Below are 19891 nucleotides of genomic sequence, written 5' to 3' on the forward strand. Positions count from 1 at the left end.
AAATTATAAGAATAATAAATCTGTGAAAATCTGTGTAATCTGTGGTGAAAAAACAACTTACATAAATTAAAAATAAATGAAACGAATCCTTTTTACTATGCTTCTTGCCGCATCTCTTTCGGCCGAAGCCCAGACGCAAACATACGAGACGGAATTTGCCCGTCCCTTGAATGAAGTACTGACGGATATACAGAACCGTTTCGGAGTCCGTTTGAAATATGACATTGATACGGTGGGAAAAGTGCTGTCTTATGCCGATTTCCGTATTCGTCCTTATTCCGTGGAAGAATCCTTGACGAATGTATTGGCACCTTTCGATTATAAATTTGTTAAGCAGAAAGGAAATATGTATAAGCTGAAAGCATACGAGTATCCACGTCGTACAGATGCAGACGGAGAGAAGATGCTGGCTTATCTGAATACACTCTATACAGACCAACAGTCCTTTCAACTTCGTGCCGATTCTCTGAAAAAAGAGGTACGTCAGCGTTTAGGTATTGATACTTTGTTGGCTCAATGTGTCAAAACCAAACCTATTCTTTCAAAGATACGTAAGTTTGATGGCTATACCGTGCAGAATTTCGCACTTGAAACACTTCCCGGATTATACATTTGCGGTTCTATCTATACGCCCCAATCGAAAGGAAAACATGCGTTGATAATCTGCCCTAACGGACATTTTGGTGGCGGACGTTATCGGGAAGACCAACAACAACGTATGGGAACTTTAGCACGTATGGGAGCTGTTTGTGTAGACTATGATTTGTTCGGATGGGGAGAGTCGGCTTTGCAAGTTGGCAGTGCGGCACACCGTAGTAGCGCGGCGCACACTATTCAGGCAATGAACGGCTTACTGATTCTTGACTACATGCTTGCTTCCCGTAAGGACATTGATACCAGCCGTATCGGTACGAATGGCGGTTCGGGTGGAGGTACCCATACTGTATTGTTGAGCGTATTAGATGATCGTTTCACCGCTTCAGCTCCGGTAGTGAGCCTGGCTTCTCACTTCGACGGTGGCTGTCCCTGCGAAAGCGGAATGCCTATTCAACTATCTGCAGGAGGAACCTGTAATGCGGAATTAGCCGCTACTTTTGCTCCTCGTCCACAACTGATCGTATCGGATGGCGGCGACTGGACGGCCAGTGTTCCTACTCTTGAATTTCCTTATCTGCAACGAATCTACGGATTCTACCAGGCAAAAGATAAAGTAACGAATGTACATCTTCCCAAAGAGAAACATGACTTTGGCCCGAATAAGCGGAATGCTGTTTATGACTTCTTCGCAGAAGTATTCAAATTGGATAAAAAGATGTTGGATGAAAGCAAGGTCACCATTGAACCGGAATCCGCTATGTATAGTTTTGGCGAAAAAGGAGCTTTGCTTCCTGAAGGCGCCATCCGTTCTTTTGACAAGGTAGCTGCTTATTTTGACAAGAAGGCTTTTGCTAATTTAAAATCAGATGCTTCTCTCGAAAAGAAAGCCATCGACTGGGTAGCTTCTTTAGAGTTGAACGATGATAAAAAAGCAGGTTTTGCAGTAACTGCCATTTATAATCATCTTCGTAAAGTGCGTGACTGGCACAATGAGCACCCTTATACAACAATCCCCGAGGGTATCAATCCCCTGACAGGCAAACCGCTTTCTAAGCTCGACCGTGAAATGATTGCAGATTCTGCTATGCCGAAAGAAGTGCATGAAAGGCTAATGAAAGATTTACACAGAGTATTGACGGAAGAACAGATTGAACAAATCCTGGATAAATACACGGTAGGTAAAGTTGCTTTTACCTTGAAAGGTTATCAGGCCATCGTGCCCAATATGACGGAGGAGGAAACGACTTTTGTTCTGGAACAGTTGAAACTGGCTCGCGAACAGGCTATTGACTACAAGAATATGAAGCAGATTTCTGCTATCTTCGAAATTTATAAAACCAAATGCGAACAGTATTTCAATGAGCATGGTCGCAACTGGCGGCAGATGTTCAAAGATTACGTGAATAAGCGAAACGCAGAAAAGAAGGCTCAAGGAAAGAAATAAATGAGGGTAAACCCTTAACCTCCTACATAACCGGAAAATCTCCGGGATAATAGAAGAATATAATAGAGCTATGCTTTGCAACTGACAAAGTATAGCTTTATCATATCTAAAGCTATGCTTTAGTTCCCCTAAAACACTGCTATAATTTATTTCTTCACGATTACTAAACATCTTTTTCGCAGAAAATGTGTTATTTTGTAGATGGCTAACAGAAATGTATATGATATGGATAAGCAAAAAGTAGCATTAGTCCTTTCCATGGGTGGAGCACGTGGAATAGCACATATAGGAGTAATTGAAGAATTACTTCGTCACAACTTTGAGATTACTTCCATTGCAGGAAGTTCCATGGGAGCAATGGTGGGAGCAATGTATGCTTCAGGAAAAATGGAAGAATGTAAAGAATGGCTGTATAGTTGGGACAAACGCAAGATGTGGGAATTGGCGGATCTTACCTTAAGCCGGGATGGATTAGTGAAAGGTGACCGTTTTATTAAAGAACTGAAACAAATTATTCCGGACATGAATATTGAAGACCTGCCTGTCCCTTATGTAGCGATGGCTACGGATATTGTCCGCGATCAGGAAGTCAGGTTTGACAGAGGGAGCTTACATGAAGCTATTCGTGCGTCTATTTCTATCCCTATGCTTTTCCGCCCATTAAGAAAAGACGGTATGGTATTGATTGATGGAGGTATTCTGAATCCTCTTCCATTGAGTCATGTGCAACGCACTGAAGGAGACATTCTGATAGCTGTCGATGTGAATGCCCCCATTGATACCGGAAAGAAAAAGAAAGTATCTCCTTATAATCTGTTGACAGAATCTTCCAGGATGATGATGCAGCAAATCACCCGTTATCAGATAGAACGTTGTCAGCCGGATATCTTAATTCAAATTTCCGGCGATACGTATGATATGTTGGAGTTCCATCATGCTGCTTCGATAGTGAAAACTGGAGTGGAAGTTGCTCGAAGAATATTAATGCAATAAATAGTATTCATTAAAGTGATAGATTTTTATTCAATATAAATCATCTTTTTCGTCATTCCCCCGTCAATCGTGATGTTTTCTCCATTGATGAAATCATTGTTTTCCTCGCAGAGAAACAGACACATGCGGGCAATATCTTCCGGTTTACCTACCCGGCGTGAAGGATGCTGTGAATGGTCTTCCGGTTGGAGTTGATTATAATCATGGGTCTGTATCCATCCCGGAGCAATGGAATTTACGGTGATATTCCATTCGGATAAAGACAAAGCCAATGCATGAGTCAAAGAATAGATACCACCTTTCGAAGCTGCATAACCTTCACTTCCCGGTTCACTCATCAGATAACGTGTAGAGCAGATATTTATAATTCGGCCGTATGGGTTGGGAGAGGGCTGCTTTTTACGATGGATGGCAAGCAGCCGGGAAGTGATGAATACAGGACGCAGGTTAATAGAAAGAATTTTGTCGAAATCCTCTACACTTGTTTCTGTGATAGAAGAAAATTTGCTGATACCGACGTTGTTGACAATAATATCAATATCGTTCCATTCGGCAAGAATGGTTTGCATACAACTTTCAAGTGCGTTTTTATCACTTACGTCGACCTTATGGAACATAGCCCCGGTTGCCTTCGCAGTCTCCTGTCCCGATGTTTCGTTTATATCACAAAAGGCAACTTGATTTCCAGCTAGGCAAAAAGCTTCTACTATTGCTTTGCCTATTCCTTCCGCTCCGCCTGTTATAAATACTCTTCTTTTTGAATCCTCCGGTTTTGAAACCGTTGAAGTGTGAGACTTCGATTCAGCCGGACGTACTGCTGTTAGTTTCTTCTTACCATATTTTTGTGCTTGTTTCCAAGCAGCTTTTCGGGCTTCGTATTGTTCCTGTTGTCTTTCTATGTAATTATCTGCCATCGTTATTTTTTATTTATTGGCAAATGTAAAGTATAAAATGGATAAATACAAGAATCGACCGCTCTTTTGCGGGCAAAGGAGCGGTCGATTTCATTCAGATGATCGTTCAATATTTAAAACTTCGTCGGATCTATCTCTGCATATTTAATTCGTTGACGACGCCATGTATAAATGGCATGCAGCTTCCCGTCTTTCCCCTGAATAATGCTAGGGTAAGAGTATTGGCTGATCGGACTATCTTCTAATGTAAGAACAGGCTGCCAATTGATACCATCTTCTGAAACGGCCACACAGAGCGGAGTACGCGGACCTTTCGGAGTTCCGGGCAATGTAGAGAAATTATTGTAGATAAGGATATGTCTACCGTCTTTCATTGTCACGGCATCCGTACCGGAATTATTATTCGGGACATCCAGCAACGTAACTTTACTCCATGTGTCACCATTATCACTGCTCCACGCAGTTGCTACCTGTGCGTTACGTGTACGGCAGAGTATCTGTAATCTTCCATCCTTATGCTTCAAAATACTGGGTTGTATTGCATAAACAGGTTTGGCTCCTTCTCCTTCGATCGCTTCTCCGCCTTCCTGGTCATCCACATTCACACCTCCCTTTTTACGATTTTGGGTGGGGACAGATAACTCGGCATCCAGTGGTCCGACCATCTTCCAGGTCTTGCCTTTATCATCGGAAATCTCGAAATGGACACGCCATCCGTTACTTCCTTCCGTACTGGAAGGGCAGATGATACGCCCATTGATATATTCCGGTTTATTCTTAATAGGTCCAAGAAAACCTTTCGGAAGCGCTTCGCGTTTGCTCCAGGTTTTTCCTCCGTCGCGTGAACGGACAAGCCATCCTGTCCAGTCGCTCACTTTCAAACCTATTTTATAAAACAGAATCAGGTCACCTCCGGGAATCTGGAAAAGAACCGGGTTCCAGCAAGCTTTTCTGCGGGCAATAAGTGTTCCTTTTGCATCTTTCACCGGGGTACAGGTTGAATCGATTCCGGCCAATACTGCTTGTGGGTCTTTGAGTGAAAACACACCGTCGGCAGCAAGTTTGGGGGCGGTCCATTCTTTAGAGCCTTTAGGTTTACGACATACCCAGATGCAACAATCCGGATTGCGCTCTTTGGTTCCTCCGAAGAAAGAGGCTACGAGATCACCATTTTTCAGCTCTACTATCGTAGCTCCATGACATTCGGGGAAAGAAGCGTTTTCATACAGAAATTCATCAGTCAGAATAGCCGTATTCCGGGTGGGAATGTCTACACTGAAATGATATTTTCCCGAACCGATTTTTTCTTTCCGTCCATCCGGAAGATGTACTTCCCCCGTCGTATTGGCGGGAAGTTCGATATCCCATTCCAAATGTGTGGGAGTCTTTGTCCATCGGCTGGTTATTTTTCCGTAGATACTCATGTACGATGCATCCACGTTACTCAACTCCTGAATTTCAAAAGCCGGCTGGAAGACGATATGCTTGTAACCGGACTTCCAGCGGTCCGCACGGATACCTGCTAGGTTATTGAAGCACCAAGGCAATAAATCACCTAAAAGCATCACGTGATTACCGCTATTCATTTCAGGATTTGCCGTATCACCGTTCCATAACTCCCAAATAGTGGTAGCACCTTTTTCAACCATATATCCCCAGGAAGGATATGTTTTATTGGTAGCCAGTAGATAAGCTACATTGGCATGACCGCGACGGCTCAATTCACGCAATAGCCATTGTACACCGATTACTCCGGTACTTATATGTCCCTTGTTGGTTGTAATAATGGAAGTTACGGCATTTTTAGCTACTTCATTGATGTAGTTCTTTGGCACTAGACCAAAAGCAAGTGGCAAGATATTGGCAGTAACTGTGTTGTTACCATAGAAAATACTGTCCGGATATAAGGTATGTCCCGGTACGGGAGAAGTACCTTCTTTTATGTGTAGAAAACGGGCATTGAATGCGTCTTTCATGCGATGTTCCAAATCTTCCCATTCTTCTGCGTCAGCTTTCAGCCCTTGCAGGCTTGCAAAGCGGTGCATCAGTTGTAATACCTTTAGATAATAAGCCGTTGCGATCAAAGCTCCGTCAGTCTTGCGGGAAGGGTCCTTACTATGAATTAACTCCAGTGATTCGGGCGGAACGCACCAGTCACCATATTTATCTTTGGTGATGATAAAATCTTCTGTCATGTAGTATTCCCGGATATGAGATACCCACTTCTTGATAGCCGGATAATTCTCTTCGATCGGACGTTTATCTCCAAAGTTTGTGAAAAGCATGTCGCAGGCCATTGGTAAAGCGGCAGGCCAGGTCACATTGTCCGAGTAGTAGTTCCAGTATGCCGGGGCTACATCAGGAATACAGCCGTCTTCCCGTTGTGCTTCGCGGATGTCACGCGTCCATTTGGTATACATGGCGTAATTATCGAAAAGCATGCTTTCTCCCCAACAGCCCATGGTACGGTCACCCAACCATGGTTGGCGTTCATTCCGTTGCGGACAGTCAACCGGCATCCCTTTATAGTTGCTCCGGATTCCCCAAAATGCATTACGGATAATCTTATTCAGAGTTTCGTCAGAACAGTTGAAAGTACCAGTATGCTCCATTTCATCTTCTACTACTTCGGCAACGAAATCTTCTGCCTTCGCATTCGGATAACCGCTGACTTCTACATAACGGAACCCATGATAAATAAAACGAGGTGCCCAGGTAGCATCTTTTGTTTCGCGTCCGCTGACAACATATACATCTGTAGAACGGGCATCCCTGAAGTTTCTTGTATAAAGTTCGCCATTGTCTTGCAGACTTTCTGCAAAACGGAGACGGATGCTATCGCCAGCCTGTCCTTTTATCCGGAAACGTACCCAGCCCGCCATATTCTGACCGATATCCAGGATATATTTGTTACCAAGCTTTTTAATAGAAACGGGCTTCAGGGTTTCTGTAACTTTCATGCCCGGCATCATTTGTGCGCGCAATGTTCCTGAAGGAATACTGACACGTTGGGCCGGCATCCAGTTTTTGTCATCATATCCGGTTTGAGTCCAGGCTCCTAGCTCTTTACGGGCATCATATTCTTCGCCATCATATTCATTATTGCTACGGATAGGACCTTCAGTAGTCAATTTCCATGAAGTGTTTGTAGCAATCGTTTCTTTGCTGCCGTCTGCATATTCCACAATCAGATTCAACCGGAGTTTAGGATAACCGAAAGTCGGTATCTTATACGGTTTATAGTTCTGACGCATCGTATAGAAGCGACCATTTCCGAGAGTTACTCCAATAGCATTTTCTGTTTGAAGCAGTGAAGTAACATCGTATGTGTTGTACAGAATTGTTTTCCGGTAGTCGGTAGGAGCAGGTGCCAGTACTTGATTGCCGATGCGTTGTCCGTTGATAAACAACTCGTACAATCCCATTCCGGCGATATGTACTGTGGCACGTTTCACACTTTTCTTTACTGCAAACTCTTTACGGAGATAACGGGCTGCCAAACGGCTCCATCGTGTTTCGCTGTCTCCGGGAGCGGCCCTGTCCAAGCCGATCCATTGTCCTTGCCAGTCCGCTTCATTAAATAGTCCGGTGATCCAGAAAGCCGGAACACTCCAATTCGTTGCACCTTTGTTGGTGTCTATTTTCACTTTCCAATAGTAGGGAGCATTACATTTTAATGTTTTTCCCTGATAAGTGATCCATTGGGAAGCGTCAGATTCAATCTTTCCTGAATCCCAAATATCTCCTTTTCCTTGTTCCAATAGCTCCGGGGAAGATGCGACAAGAATGTGATACGCAGTTTGTATCACATTCTGTTCATCCGATTCGATGCGCCAGCTCAATCGGGGTTGGCGCACATCGATACCTGCCGGATTTTTCAACTGCTCCGTTCGCAGGTCAGTGATACCTATGGCTGCGTATATGGACCCGGTAAAGAGCAGAAGAAAGAAAAATGATACTATTCTTTTATTCATAAGTATGTTTTCATAATTCGTTTATATAATAAATTTAAGCACGGATTGCACGGATTAACGCTGTTGTTTTAATTATCTGTCATTCTGAAAGCCGTGAAATCCGTGTAATCTGTGCCTAATAATACAAAATTATTTAGCCCATTTTTGTTGTGCATTTGGTAATTCTGTCCAGGCCTTCTCTACATAGTTCTTACTACTATCCACTACAATCAGAATATGATCGTTTCCACTGCAATAACCACTGTCGTGCTGGAATTTGTGCACTCCGTTATCAAATTCTCCGATGTATTCCAGTTTACCATCTTTCGTGGTGTACCACCAGGCATTCTTTTTTGCGCCGCTAATCTTGCTGAAATCAACTTCCATCGGACGTCCGGTATAGTTGTATACCATCAGATAATCATTTCCACGTGTAGCGATAGCGCGGTCATAACGTTCTCCATTCTGTCCTGTGATGATAGACTGATCGGGTATGCGTTCGAAGAACGGGAAAGTCAACATCAGGTTTTTCAGATACTTCATCTGATTGTAGCCCGGATCATTCAACGCATCATACCAAGGTTTCTTTGCACCATAAGCACCACCTACACCCGGTTTGATAAATTGCATGATGGAATTATGACCGTAAGTATGTCCGAAAGAACCTGCAAATACAGACCAATAAGCATAACGACGTACGTCATAATCCTTCCACAACAGTTCGTTTTCATCGTGCAGACCATGAGGTATTTCTTCATAGATCGGTTCACCGTCAATCACAGGCTTCATGGGTTTCATGGCCAGGCTGCGTTCTACAAAACGCCAGTTATCTTCTTCCGTATTTTCTTCGATAGGGTAGTCACCATCTCCGAAACGTTGCCCGTAGCGACGATGTCCGCTTTGAAACATGTTGAAATCCAACCAGGGAGCGTTATTGAACCAAGTTGCGGAAGTTGTTCTTCCACGTGGATGGAATGTCATCAGGTGATTTTTGTCGATAGCTTTGATAGAGGTTGCCAAAGCTTCCCATTCAGCAGTTTTCACGTCGCCACGGATATCTCCACCGATAAACCAGATAATATTCGGTTCGTCCTTATAACGCTCTGCCAAAAACTTGCCGTATGCTTTTGCCTGTTCTACAGTCATCTCGCCCCGGTTCACCGGGCTTCCCCAAATGCAGACCATGCCGATATATTGTCCCTTCTTTGCTGCTGTACGGATGATGTAATCCATGTGATCCCAATAACCGTATACGCCTTTTTGATTGATGTTTTTGAAGTTGTATCCGTCAATCATCGAATATTGTCCGTAGATATTCATAGACGGAACATTGTTCAACGTTTGAACCTGAATCACGTTGTATCCGCGACGTTTGCATTGTTCCAGGTAATATTCGGCTTCATCCCGGTTCAAGCGTTCGGGCAATAGCCAACCGGTTTCTCCTAACCAAAAGAAAGGAGCACCGTTTTCGTGTTTCAGGTAACGTCCCTCTTCGGAAACTACGAGTTTGCCGTTGTCCCAGGGGATATACGTCTTTTGTGTTTTCTTCTGTGCTGCAGCCGAAGTTGCCATTGTCAATAGCAGCAACAAAAGGGGAATAATCTTGAATTTTCTCATTGTATTTTATCGTTTTTAGTTTATTTTTTAGTCATTTTCTCATACTCAATAGCAGCCAAGATGAATGAACCTACCGATTTCGGATCATTTTCTATGATCGGTTCACTGATATAATACTCAAATGAGCCGTCACGATATCTTTTTGAATCTCCGCCCAATCCTGCAACAGCACAGCAATTGGTAATTGTATAGCTGCCATCTTCTTCCAAACGGGTAAATGTCTTTACCATTCCGTCAAAGGCTTTTTGTGTCGGTTCGATATACTCGTTGCCAATATATCCTTTATTGATAGCTTTGGCAAGCGTATAGATAAACAGGGCAGTGGCAGATGATTCCAAATAATTACCTTCACGTGCTCCCTGATCGGTTACCTGATACCAGGTTCCGGATGAAGGATCTTGGTATTTCACAATCGCTTTTGCCAATCCCTGCAGAATTTGTATAATGCTGTCGCGTCCGGCTGTTTCCTGTGGCAGGAAGTCCAGTACATCTACAATAGCAGCTCCATACCATCCGATACTGCGACTCCAAAAATTAGGAGAACAACCTGTTTCAGGATTTGACCATTTCTGTTCGCGACTTTCATCCCATCCGTGATAAAAAAGCCCTGTTGCAGGATCATAAGTCTTGCTATTTATCAAAAGAATCTGTTTTGTTGCTTCGTCAAATAAAGCGGGCTCATTAAAAGTAGCACCATATTGAACCAGATAAGGAGAAGCCATAAAAATTCCGTCCAGCCACATTTGATGAGGATATCTCAATTTATGCCAGAATCCTCCCTCACTGGTACGGGGTTGCTCTGCCATTTGCTTGCGCAAAGTATCCATGGCTATTTTGTAACGTTCGTCTCCGGTCTGTGCGTAAAGATCGAAAAGAATCTTTCCACCGTTGACATTATCAATATTGAATGAAAGATATTTCATGGTTTTGATATGTCCGTCAGCATCGATCAGACTATCTGCATATATCTTGGCATACTCATAATATACGCTGTCCCCGGTATGTTTCCATTCTTCCAACATGGATTTCACTACTAGTCCGTGGGTATATCCCCAGCGTGGTTTTTTAGCTTTTTCAATCATCCAGGGTTCGGGGAAACGTTTTATTTCGGAGCGTGCCATGCGTTCACTCCATTTTTCCGTTTCTGTTTTTTGAGGTGCTGCGCAAGCCAGGAAACAAGCAGTTCCACAGGCGACAATCAGTTTCAATAAGTTTTTGTTCATATCGGTCGAGTTATTATTTTCCAATCAATACATATTCTTTTCCTGCTTTGGTAGGTAGGTCGTAGAGGTAAGTCTCTGCAATTTCCACTTTGTTCAAGTTGGCCTTTTCGTTAATCAATGGCTCCGGAATGGTGGGGACTGCATAAAGAGGGTTCGGATTTTCACCTTTGGCACGCTTCAAGCCATTCCCGGTTAATGGGTTGAGCGAACGTAAACGACAATTTCCTCCCTTATAAGATTTGACAACCAGTCGGCTAACTTTCCCGTTTTTCCAACTCAAATCAAGTTCGAAACCTCCACGGGCAATGATTCCTTTGATAGAACCTTCTTTCCAAACGGTAGGCAGTGCGGGAAGCAAATATATAAAACCGTCGTAGCTTTGCATCAACATCTCTGCAATGCCTGCGGCACAACCAAAGTTTCCATCAATTTGAAATGGCGGATGCGCATCGAACAGGTTAGGGTAGGTGCCTCCTTTTTTCTTTTCATTGCGTACGAGAGTCAGCTGGTCAGTTATCAACTTGTAGGCGTGGTCGCCATCAAGCAGGCGTGCCCAAAGGCAAACTTTCCATCCCATGCTCCACCCGGTCGACGGGTCGCCACGGTGAATCAGAGAAGTACGTGCTGCATCAAATAATTCAGGAGTACGGTAAGGGGAAATCTGATTGCTGGGGAAGAGTCCGTACAAATGAGAAATGTGACGGTGTACGTCCTTCGGATCATCCCAGTCGAACATCCACTCTTGTAATTGCCCCCAATGTCCCACCTGCATGGGAGCCATTTCTTTGAGACGTTGTGTCAGATGAGAGGCAAACTCCAGATCTGTATCCAGTATTTGAGAAGCAGATATAATTGCTGTCCAAAGATCGAAAATCAATTGGTTGTCCATGGTGCATCCGGCAGCTGTAGTAGCTTTCCCGTTACTTCCCGAATGTACATTCTCCGGTGAATTACTGGGGCAGACTACCAGCCAGTTGTGTACGGGTTCTTTCACCATAATTTCATCAAAGAAACGTCCGGACTCTTTCAGTATCGGATAGACAGAACGCAGGAATTCCACATCTCCGGTGTATAGATAACGCTCCCAAAGATGTCGGCAAAGCCATGCGCCACCACTGGGCCACATACCCGAAGGAGCTTTGTCAACTGCTCCTGTAATACGCCATATATCCGTGTTATGATGCAACACCCATCCGTTGGCTCCATACATAATCTTAGCCGTCTCTTTTCCTGTGTTACTCACTTCTTTTATCAGACGGAATAACGGTTCATTCAGTTCACTTAGATTCGTTACTTCCGAAGGCCAGTAATTCATTTCCAAATTGATGTTACAAGTATATTTGCTATCCCAGGAAGGGAATAATTTGTCATTCCAAATTCCTTGTAAATTGGCGGGTTGTCCTCCCGGTTGGGAAGAACAGATCAACAAATAACGTCCGAATTGAAAATAGGTGGCAACCAGATGTGTGTCATTGGTGTTTTTGAAATTCTCCACACGCTTATCGGTGGTTACATTCGCATATTGGTCTCGTCCCAAATCAAGAGAAACGCGTGTCAGATATTGTCGGTAAAAATCAACATGATTCTTCTTCGATTCAATGAACGGATGAACCATTGCTTTCGCCAAATAGTTCTTTGCCCGCTCTGTCTGATTACCGGTGATATCTTGATAGTTGTTGAAATTAGTTGCAATGGATACATAGATAACCGCTTCGTCGGCTTTCTCAACAGAAAGTATTCCATCGGCACAAGCTATTTTCCCACCTTTATTTTTAGCAGTCAATCTGCCTTGAAATTCTACTTTCCCTTTCAATCCTTCATGCAAGGAAGAGACTCCCGAGAGTGTCACACAGTTTCCCTCTTCAGAAGCGATCATAACATCCTGGTGAGGGGAAGTGAGTTGTGCATTGAAAGTAATTTGTCCGGGACGATTGGCGGTCAGTCGTACCATTACTACCTGATCGGTGAATGAGGTGATCGTTTCGCGTTGATACTGCACTCCGTCTACTTCATAACGTACGATTGCACGTGCGGAATCCAGACTTAATTCCCTGTAATAATTGGAATAACGTGTATGACCTGGAAAAGCGATTCGCAGGTCACCAAAACTTTGGTATGGCATTCCTGAATTAGTCTTTGCCATTACCTTTTCTGTGGCCAGTGTCTGAGCTTCAAGGTATTTTCCGGCAAAGACCAGTTCACGCACTTTCGGAATATATTCCAGTGCATCTGGATTGGCGTTATTATTGGGACGTCCCGCCCAAATGCTTTCTTCGTTTAGTTGTATTTGTTCTGTGCCTGGTGTTCCATATACCATGGCCCCCAAACGACCATTCCCAAGGGGTAATGCCTCGGTCCATACCTGTGCGGGACAGTCATACCATAGCTTGTATTCGGGTACAGAAGACTTCTGTTCCTGCGCCTGAATACAACCAACAGACATCGTGACGAACAGATATCCGATTAATCTCTTTTTATTCATTTCCTTCCAATTGCTTTTATACTTTTATAAAAGGACGATTGAAAGGGATTTTTGTACCCACTATGCAGGCAGTAAGAAAGGGAGAAGACTAAAAATAAGTTAGCAAACTTAAACACAGTTCTAAAGCCATTAAAATAGATGAATTTCGACAAACAAACAGATATACTGATTGTTGTCACATTGAATCATTCGTTTTTTTATTCACCTAAAAAATACAGATTATGGCAAAGAATTCTCCCGATGAAGGAAAAAACATCAAAATGGTAGAAAAGCAGGCGGTTGAAGCCTCTATGATCAACCTCAAAGAGTACCGGGCAAAAAGGCAATTCGGTAAAACACCGGAACCGATGGCGGATACGGTGGAAACTCCCAATCGAATGCCTGTTTTTGTTGTTCAGAAGCATGATGCCAGTCATTTTCATTTCGATTTTCGTTTGGAAGTGGATGGAGTATTAAAAAGTTGGGTGGTGCCTAAAGGACCTTCCATGAATCCAAAAGATAAGAGGTTGGCCATAGAAGTAGAAGACCACCCCTTGAGTTATGCGCACTTTGAAGGAGTTATACCGGAAGGTAACTATGGAGCAGGTACGGTGGAAATATGGGATAGTGGAACCTATGCTTACGTTGGTAATAATCGTAACATTTCCGCTGCTATTAAAAATGGAATACTTGAATTCAAGTTACACGGGCATAAACTCAAAGGGCTATTTGTCCTTATACATACCAATATGGATGATCAGGATAAAGACTGGCTGTTGATAAAGAAAGATGATGTATTTGCGGCCACTCACGTTTACGATGCAAAGATTATTCCGTCTTATGATGAGGTATTCCTGTAAACTATGATCTGACAGTACTTATCAGAAGTCTATTATTTTCAAATTATATACGCGGCTTGATAATTCTACTTATTTCATTATTCTAATGATTAAGTGGAACTATATGCTCGTGTGGTTGTATTGTTTTGTGATAAAATATTTTACAATTACTATGTTTTACCAAATAAAATGATGATTTTAGAATCTATCCCTTGATATTTCGGTAACAAACGATATTGTTACCACTTTTGATAGAAAACACCCATTGCTTTTGTTAGAATCTACCTCATATGTGGACGTTGAAAAGTTTATACTTGTGCCGGATTTAGACACGTTAAAAGGTCATCAAACGTGTTTTGCTGAAAATGTAAGTATTAATCAAATCCTATATAAGTATGAATGATTGTTACCTGAGTTTATTATTAAACTTTCGCGCTTTACTTTCTATAGATAGTGGAGCCAATTTAGTAAACAGTAAACAAGCTATTGGCGTAATTTTGCCTGATTTATCATTGCTTGGTTATGCAGTTCCCGTAGAGAGTTTCGGCATTGGGCTATTTCTTGTTTTGTTTGCGTATCTTACGGTAGAGTATAATGTCCAGTTGTTGTCACATGAAAAACTTAAGATAGCTATGAACATGCTCCATACTACGCATACCCCGTTGATACTATTACGAAATCAATTGGAAGAACTTAAAACCGGTAATCTTCCCGAATCGCTTTCCCAACAGGTAGAAGAGGCATTGGGATATACCGAATGCATTATATATTGTAATCAGAATATTGTAAGGCTCAATAAGGTAAACAAAAAAATACTTCCTAAGACATCAACAGTAAATTTGGAACTCTCTTCTTATATTACTTCTATTGTTAATCAATGTCGTCCCTATGCTGATTCGCGCCGTATACAACTGACTGTCAGCGAATGTTCGGATTGCGTCAGTTGCAGGATCAATGAGGACATAATGACGGCAGCGCTTCAACATCTTATAAGCAAACTAATTTTGGCTTCCGATTTAGGCTGTTGCATATCAATCAATATAACACATACAATAGATTCCTGGCAGTTGCAGATTACTAATTGTGAGATAGCAGACAAAAGAGTAGGGAAAATGTTTCCTTTTATTCCGGTCATATTTCCCATATATGGGTATAGTGATTTGTGGACTGTAAGAAAAATCATTCGCCTGCATGGTGGAAAAATAAACGGATATAGACATGGCAAATCATTTGCTTTCCAAATTGTCATTCCAACAGATTGTCATTGCCGGAATCAGGAATGTTCGGCTATCAAACATTCTTCAACAAATACGAAGAATAAGGCTAAAAAATCTTCTGAAAGTGATAAAGATGGTATCCCGAATACTAAAACAAAAGATACATCCCATATCTTATTGGTAATGGCGGACGGGGCATTCAGGAATTATTTAAGGAAAGCTTTATCGCGGTATTTTCAGATTTCAGTTTTGGAGGATCCTGATTTGCTGAAGGATACAGTAGTCCGCCAAAATCCTGATGCTATAATTATTGACGATAATGTAAACGGAACAAATGGAGATGCACTTAGTTTTCGGATCAAAACAGATAAAATGATAGGGTATATACCGGTCGTTCTTTTGATAAGGGCCTTTGATAACGAAAGTTATTTGTCTCATTTAGGAAGTGGGGCGGATCGTCTGGAATTACGAACAGAAAGCATTTGCAGGCTAAGGGCAAACATACGTATGCTTGTAGAAAACCGCATGGTCTTGCGTGAACGGGTCAAATTGTTTTTGTCGGATGCTGTTTTTCCAATGGTCCCCACCAAAGAAGAAATGGAAACAGAAAATACGGATCAGATATTTATGGATAAAGTCAATAAAATCCTGGAAAAGAACCTCTCTACTGATAAATATACAATAGATAAATTAAGTATCGATATAGGAATGAGCCGTACTGCTTTTTATAGCAGGATACGAGAGATAACCGGGAATCCTCCGGAAAATTATATCTATTCGTTCAAAATGGACAGGGCGCTTAAACTGCTAGCCTCCCAACAGTACACTGTTTCGGAAATTGCAGGAATGCTGGGATATTGTGATGCTAAATATTTTGGAAAGAAGTTCAAAGACTTCTATCATGTATGTCCTACGGATTACATTAAAAGTATTATAGGGTAAAAGAATATATAGTACATATTTTCAGTTTAAATGATATAAACTAAAATATGTACTATATTCATTGTAAATATTAGATAGAGAAGAACATATAGCTTTGCTAATTAAAGGAAACCTATCAAGTATTTGAACTTAGACTAAAATAATGTGTTATATAACAATATACGATTCAATCTGATATATAGAAAGACCGTTCTAAAAATTCAATCATTTCATTTTCGTGTTCTTTAGCCAATTTCATTGTCCAATTTTGATAGTTAAAGTCAGCGAGTTTACACATTAAAAACATCTTAATGCTTTGCAGTGATTTGTTGCTGATTTGCTCATGGATTCGGGCAAACTTTATTTGTATATGGTCATTACTTTGTTGTGAATTGAAACTTTGAGAAATCATGGCAAGATTGCCAAATGAATGTACAGCTTCTTCCTCCCATTCTTCATTGTGTGATTCGTCTTGAGGATGCAGATGTTCAATAGAACGATTTCTCCGAAACACATAGTGCTCTACAATCTTCTGTTCTTCTTCATTGAAGAAAGTGCTGCGTTGTTCCCAAAGGTAATAGTCTAAACGCCAAAACCAGTACCTAATGTTACCGGATGCTTTATATGAAAGATCTTTTCTGGCAGGTAATACGCCGTGACGTTCATTATCTTCTTTTTTAAGGAATGCGAGCATCTCTGCACAGGACTGGAGTTCGTCTTGCTCTAATTTTCTCAAATAAGGTTTAAGCCAATTGTAGAAAGCCTCCGTTGAAACGTAAAGCATCGATTGGTATTGCTTTAATTTATCATTATCATCCTTTGGACCTTTCAGAATTAAACTGTAATTACCCTGCCCATCCTTGATATCTCTTCTAATCGTATAATAATCAAGCAGTAGCCGGTAATAAAGCATTTTCTCGTAAAATTCCCCTGCAGTGAAATGCGTTTTCAGAGCATCAAACTTCTCTATCAGTTTATCCGGTTGATAATGACTGGCTGGTTGCTCGCCGCCAGTACACACATCAAGCACCAAAAGAAGAAACTCCGGAAATGATATAATACTGTTTTCGCCATCTTCATAGCTATTCTGTTTAAACTCTATTTTTTCAGGTTGAATCACATCTATAGAATACTCCTCCTCGTCATCGAGAGACGTATATCTGCACTTTTCTAAAACTTCATGAAATAGTTTCTTACGACAAAGACTTATAGCTTCTTCATAAAATTGTCGGTAACAAGCCTCGTCCTGGTTTTCTTCCTTCGCAATGATAGGATGATCCATCATGGAGGTCAGATTCCAAATATGCGTCAAGTAATCCTGTTCCTTTTCTCCCCGCATCAGTTGCACTTTGAGAATCTCATGCTGTTCTAGTCCTTTTCCTTGTGCATTCATCGCTTCAAAATATTTATTCAGCGAAGTGGTATCTGCAAGATAGCTTGATGGCAAGTAAGAAAAGAAAAATGTCAATCGTGTGAAAACCTGTTGCACAAACTCAATCCGTTTCTCCTGAGTATTAAAATTGGATTCTAAGAAACCAGTTATAGCGGCGAGTCCCTCTTCCATATTCTTATTGACATATGCTTTAGTCGGATAGCCTTTGATCTTGCTCTTTATATATGCCTTATCATCGCTTCTCGCTATGAAATTAAGGCGATTACCATCCATCAAGAAACCGGACCATTTATCATCATATTCCTTAAAAATGATGGCAAAAAGAGTTATGACAGTAAATCGTTGCTGACCGTCAATTAAGTCATAATGATTTTTCATATCAATACAAGTAAGCATACCGAGATAATATGGCTCATCGGCAGGCATCTTTGCAAAATGCTCTTTTAGATCAAAAAGAAGTTTGGTAACCTCTTTCCTTTTCCATGCAAATAAACGCTGGTAAAGCGGAATAGAAAACTTAAACTGGCTTGTTGCAATAAGTTCCGGCGTATATTTATTCTCCATATTCATTGTTTCTCTTTTCGATTATTGTTTTATCCGAAAAATCATTCAGCTCACAGAAGATACGTCTTAAACATCTATAGAATCGCTCTTTGATGTCACCTTCTTGCTCCAATCCACTAATCCTGATATAAGGAATGGCTTCGGCAAAAAAGAATGTGGGCGAAGATGCCTGATCTATCATCATTATAATTTCTGAATCTTTTGCGAATTCACGAATCTTATAAAAGATGGCACGCGTGGCACTATATCTATGCTGCGCCATGATTCCGGCAATACAGAACAACGCTTCAGATAAATATTGATGCCCGAATTTTATAAAATAACCGAACATGAGGCTTTCTATAATATCGGCATATTTCCAATGGGACTCCCATTGAAGGTGATTCCTTAGTAGCTGTATTTGCCTGGTACGGATAAACTCCTTGTATTTATCTACAAAAATAGAAGTGTATGCAAAGAAATGCGAACCACCTTGGATTTTCTCATAGAAATAGAATTTTTCTCCAAAAGCAGGAATACTGGACATAATACGGGCAGCCGAAAACTCTTCCTTTACCTTGCGTGGCTGAAATTCCTCCACATTATGCTTCCGCATCCATTTTCTTAATCTGAAGAGATGTACTCCCAAAGTATGGGTAAGATATGAATCTCCATTGTTGTCACATTCTAATGAGAGATCATTCCACCGCATAGCAAGATGTTCTGCCTGATCCTCAATGTTTAGATAGCGTAGATGGTGCGCTTTTAACAAATCATAGTCTGAAAGCGATACACCCTTTGAATTCTGATTTGAGAAGAATGTATATGCCAGATCGAGATTGCTATCATTAAGAATTAGTACAGAGAAAATCAGGTGATGGGACAGACGTTCCAACATAGTTGTGTCTGTATTTCTCTGATTGAGAGTTCTAATCAGTGCTTTGTTATTGGCCACATGGAGACGTGCGTCTTTTGATATGAATTTTTGTTTAAGCAAAGGCATCTGCCCCGTATATCCTAACTCGCGCATAATAAGCGTTAAAGTGACAAGGCGTTGTTGTCCATCAATTATGTTGTAAAGAGTGCAATCATTCACAGTTCTTCTTTGTAAGATGATAGATCCTAAATGATAGTCACTGTTGTGGGGCATTTCAAGCAAATTGTCCCAAAGGTCTGTAACATTTTTATCTTCCCAGCAATAGGTTCGCTGATAATCGGGAATAACCAAATTGGAAGAAAATAAATCTTGCAAATTTTTGGTTTCCAAAACGACCTTTTCTTGAGAATTGGTAAGTTCTTTAAACTCTAATTCCCGTGTGTATGGGCTGGAAATCTCATTCTTTCTGTGAAGATTGAATTTATCAATACAATCCGTCAGCAACGGATCGAAAAACATTATCAGCTTCTGGAATGCATTCTTTATGTCCTCCCAATTATTGATTGTAATTTCAATACAGCATCGTCCTTTACATTTTCCCCATTGATGCCATGATAAATCAGGATTGCTCTCTGTCTGCTTCTGTAAATAACGTAAAAAACGCATATAGTCGGTTTGAGTATAGCGTCCTTCTATATGAAGTTCAACTAACCCATTCCATTCATTATCTATACGATATTCATAGTGAATAGAAGAGTCATTTACTGGAGTTGAGATTTGGATATATCTGTTATACTGCCAGGTTCTTGAAGGGAATACTCCATGGAGTTTTTTATCTACCCAAAAACCTTTCAGATAATTATATAAGTATTGGTCTATGTTACAATAATTAGCCATAT

At 41.3% G+C, this 19891-nt stretch carries 11 protein-coding genes; 4 read left to right on the forward strand and 7 right to left on the reverse strand.

From position 1 onward, the window contains the following. Positions 1-76: 76 nt before the first annotated feature. Together N5O98_RS01530 and N5O98_RS01535 are read left to right on the forward strand one after the other, a co-directional pair. Positions 77-2041: a 6-O-methylesterase gene (locus tag N5O98_RS01530; protein WP_032855793.1), complete on the forward strand. Its 1965-nt coding sequence runs from the start codon at positions 77-79 to the stop codon at positions 2039-2041. 201 nt (positions 2042-2242) lie between these two features. Beyond that, entirely contained in the window at positions 2243-3034 is a 792-nt protein-coding gene (locus tag N5O98_RS01535) for a patatin-like phospholipase family protein (protein ID WP_004306221.1), read from the forward strand. 26 nt (positions 3035-3060) lie between these two features. Here N5O98_RS01535 and N5O98_RS01540 read toward each other — a convergent pair whose 3' ends face one another. The 5 genes from N5O98_RS01540 to N5O98_RS01560 all read right to left on the reverse strand — a co-directional run bounded on the left by N5O98_RS01540 (position 3061) and on the right by N5O98_RS01560 (position 13223). After that, positions 3061-3948 carry an SDR family NAD(P)-dependent oxidoreductase gene (locus N5O98_RS01540; RefSeq protein ID WP_004308232.1) on the reverse strand — a complete coding sequence of 296 codons (888 nt, stop codon included), beginning with the start codon at positions 3946-3948 and terminating at the stop codon, positions 3061-3063. Between the two features lie 113 nt (positions 3949-4061). After that, positions 4062-7922 carry a family 78 glycoside hydrolase catalytic domain gene (locus tag N5O98_RS01545; RefSeq protein ID WP_004308231.1) on the reverse strand — a complete coding sequence of 1287 codons (3861 nt, stop codon included), beginning with the start codon at positions 7920-7922 and terminating at the stop codon, positions 4062-4064. Between the two features lie 129 nt (positions 7923-8051). After that, a complete protein-coding gene (locus N5O98_RS01550; protein WP_004308230.1) occupies positions 8052-9518 on the reverse strand; it encodes a glycoside hydrolase family 140 protein in 1467 nt (488 codons plus the stop codon). Positions 9519-9538: 20 nt separating this feature from the next. Further along, positions 9539-10741 (reverse strand): glycoside hydrolase family 88/105 protein, encoded by a 1203-nt coding sequence (locus N5O98_RS01555; RefSeq protein ID WP_004308229.1) that lies wholly within the window; start codon positions 10739-10741, stop codon positions 9539-9541. Positions 10742-10754: 13 nt separating this feature from the next. Then, the gene (locus N5O98_RS01560; protein WP_004308228.1) at positions 10755-13223 is read right to left on the reverse strand and encodes a glycoside hydrolase family 95 protein; all 2469 of its coding nucleotides are present in this window, start codon (positions 13221-13223) and stop codon (positions 10755-10757) included. Between the two features lie 221 nt (positions 13224-13444). Here N5O98_RS01560 and N5O98_RS01565 point away from each other — a divergent pair, with 221 nt between their 5' ends. Further along, complete coding sequence (locus tag N5O98_RS01565) at positions 13445-14062, forward strand: DNA polymerase ligase N-terminal domain-containing protein (RefSeq protein ID WP_004308227.1); 618 nt, start codon at positions 13445-13447, stop codon at positions 14060-14062. Between the two features lie 374 nt (positions 14063-14436). After that, the gene (locus tag N5O98_RS01570; protein ID WP_118160967.1) at positions 14437-16200 is read left to right on the forward strand and encodes a helix-turn-helix domain-containing protein; all 1764 of its coding nucleotides are present in this window, start codon (positions 14437-14439) and stop codon (positions 16198-16200) included. A 166-nt stretch (positions 16201-16366) separates the two neighbouring features. On the opposite strand, the gene N5O98_RS01575 is transcribed toward N5O98_RS01570, so the two are convergent. Then, positions 16367-18142, reverse strand: coding sequence for a DUF262 domain-containing protein (locus tag N5O98_RS01575; protein ID WP_118160966.1), 1776 nt, complete (start codon positions 18140-18142; stop codon positions 16367-16369). Further along, positions 18126-19889: a DUF262 domain-containing protein gene (locus tag N5O98_RS01580; protein ID WP_118160965.1), complete on the reverse strand. Its 1764-nt coding sequence runs from the start codon at positions 19887-19889 to the stop codon at positions 18126-18128. The genes N5O98_RS01575 and N5O98_RS01580 overlap by 17 nt, the downstream gene beginning before the upstream one ends. Between the last annotated feature and the right edge of the window lie 2 nt (positions 19890-19891).

Source organism: Bacteroides sp. LFL-34 (assembly GCF_027257075.1).
Lineage (GTDB): Bacteria > Bacteroidota > Bacteroidia > Bacteroidales > Bacteroidaceae > Bacteroides > Bacteroides ovatus.

Bases quoted from the DNA above. Each gene is read 5' to 3' on its own strand.
- N5O98_RS01530 (WP_032855793.1), top strand. From the start codon at position 77: ATGAAACGAATCCTTTTTACTATGCTTCTTGCCGCATCTCTTTCGGCC.
- N5O98_RS01535 (WP_004306221.1), top strand. From the start codon at position 2,243: ATGGCTAACAGAAATGTATATGATATGGATAAGCAAAAAGTAGCATTA.
- N5O98_RS01540 (WP_004308232.1), bottom strand. From the start codon at position 3,948: ATGGCAGATAATTACATAGAAAGACAACAGGAACAATACGAAGCCCGA.
- N5O98_RS01545 (WP_004308231.1), bottom strand. From the start codon at position 7,922: ATGAATAAAAGAATAGTATCATTTTTCTTTCTTCTGCTCTTTACCGGG.
- N5O98_RS01550 (WP_004308230.1), bottom strand. From the start codon at position 9,518: ATGAGAAAATTCAAGATTATTCCCCTTTTGTTGCTGCTATTGACAATG.
- N5O98_RS01555 (WP_004308229.1), bottom strand. From the start codon at position 10,741: ATGAACAAAAACTTATTGAAACTGATTGTCGCCTGTGGAACTGCTTGT.
- N5O98_RS01560 (WP_004308228.1), bottom strand. From the start codon at position 13,223: ATGAATAAAAAGAGATTAATCGGATATCTGTTCGTCACGATGTCTGTT.
- N5O98_RS01565 (WP_004308227.1), top strand. From the start codon at position 13,445: ATGGCAAAGAATTCTCCCGATGAAGGAAAAAACATCAAAATGGTAGAA.
- N5O98_RS01570 (WP_118160967.1), top strand. From the start codon at position 14,437: ATGAATGATTGTTACCTGAGTTTATTATTAAACTTTCGCGCTTTACTT.
- N5O98_RS01575 (WP_118160966.1), bottom strand. From the start codon at position 18,142: ATGAATATGGAGAATAAATATACGCCGGAACTTATTGCAACAAGCCAG.
- N5O98_RS01580 (WP_118160965.1), bottom strand. From the start codon at position 19,889: ATGGCTAATTATTGTAACATAGACCAATACTTATATAATTATCTGAAA.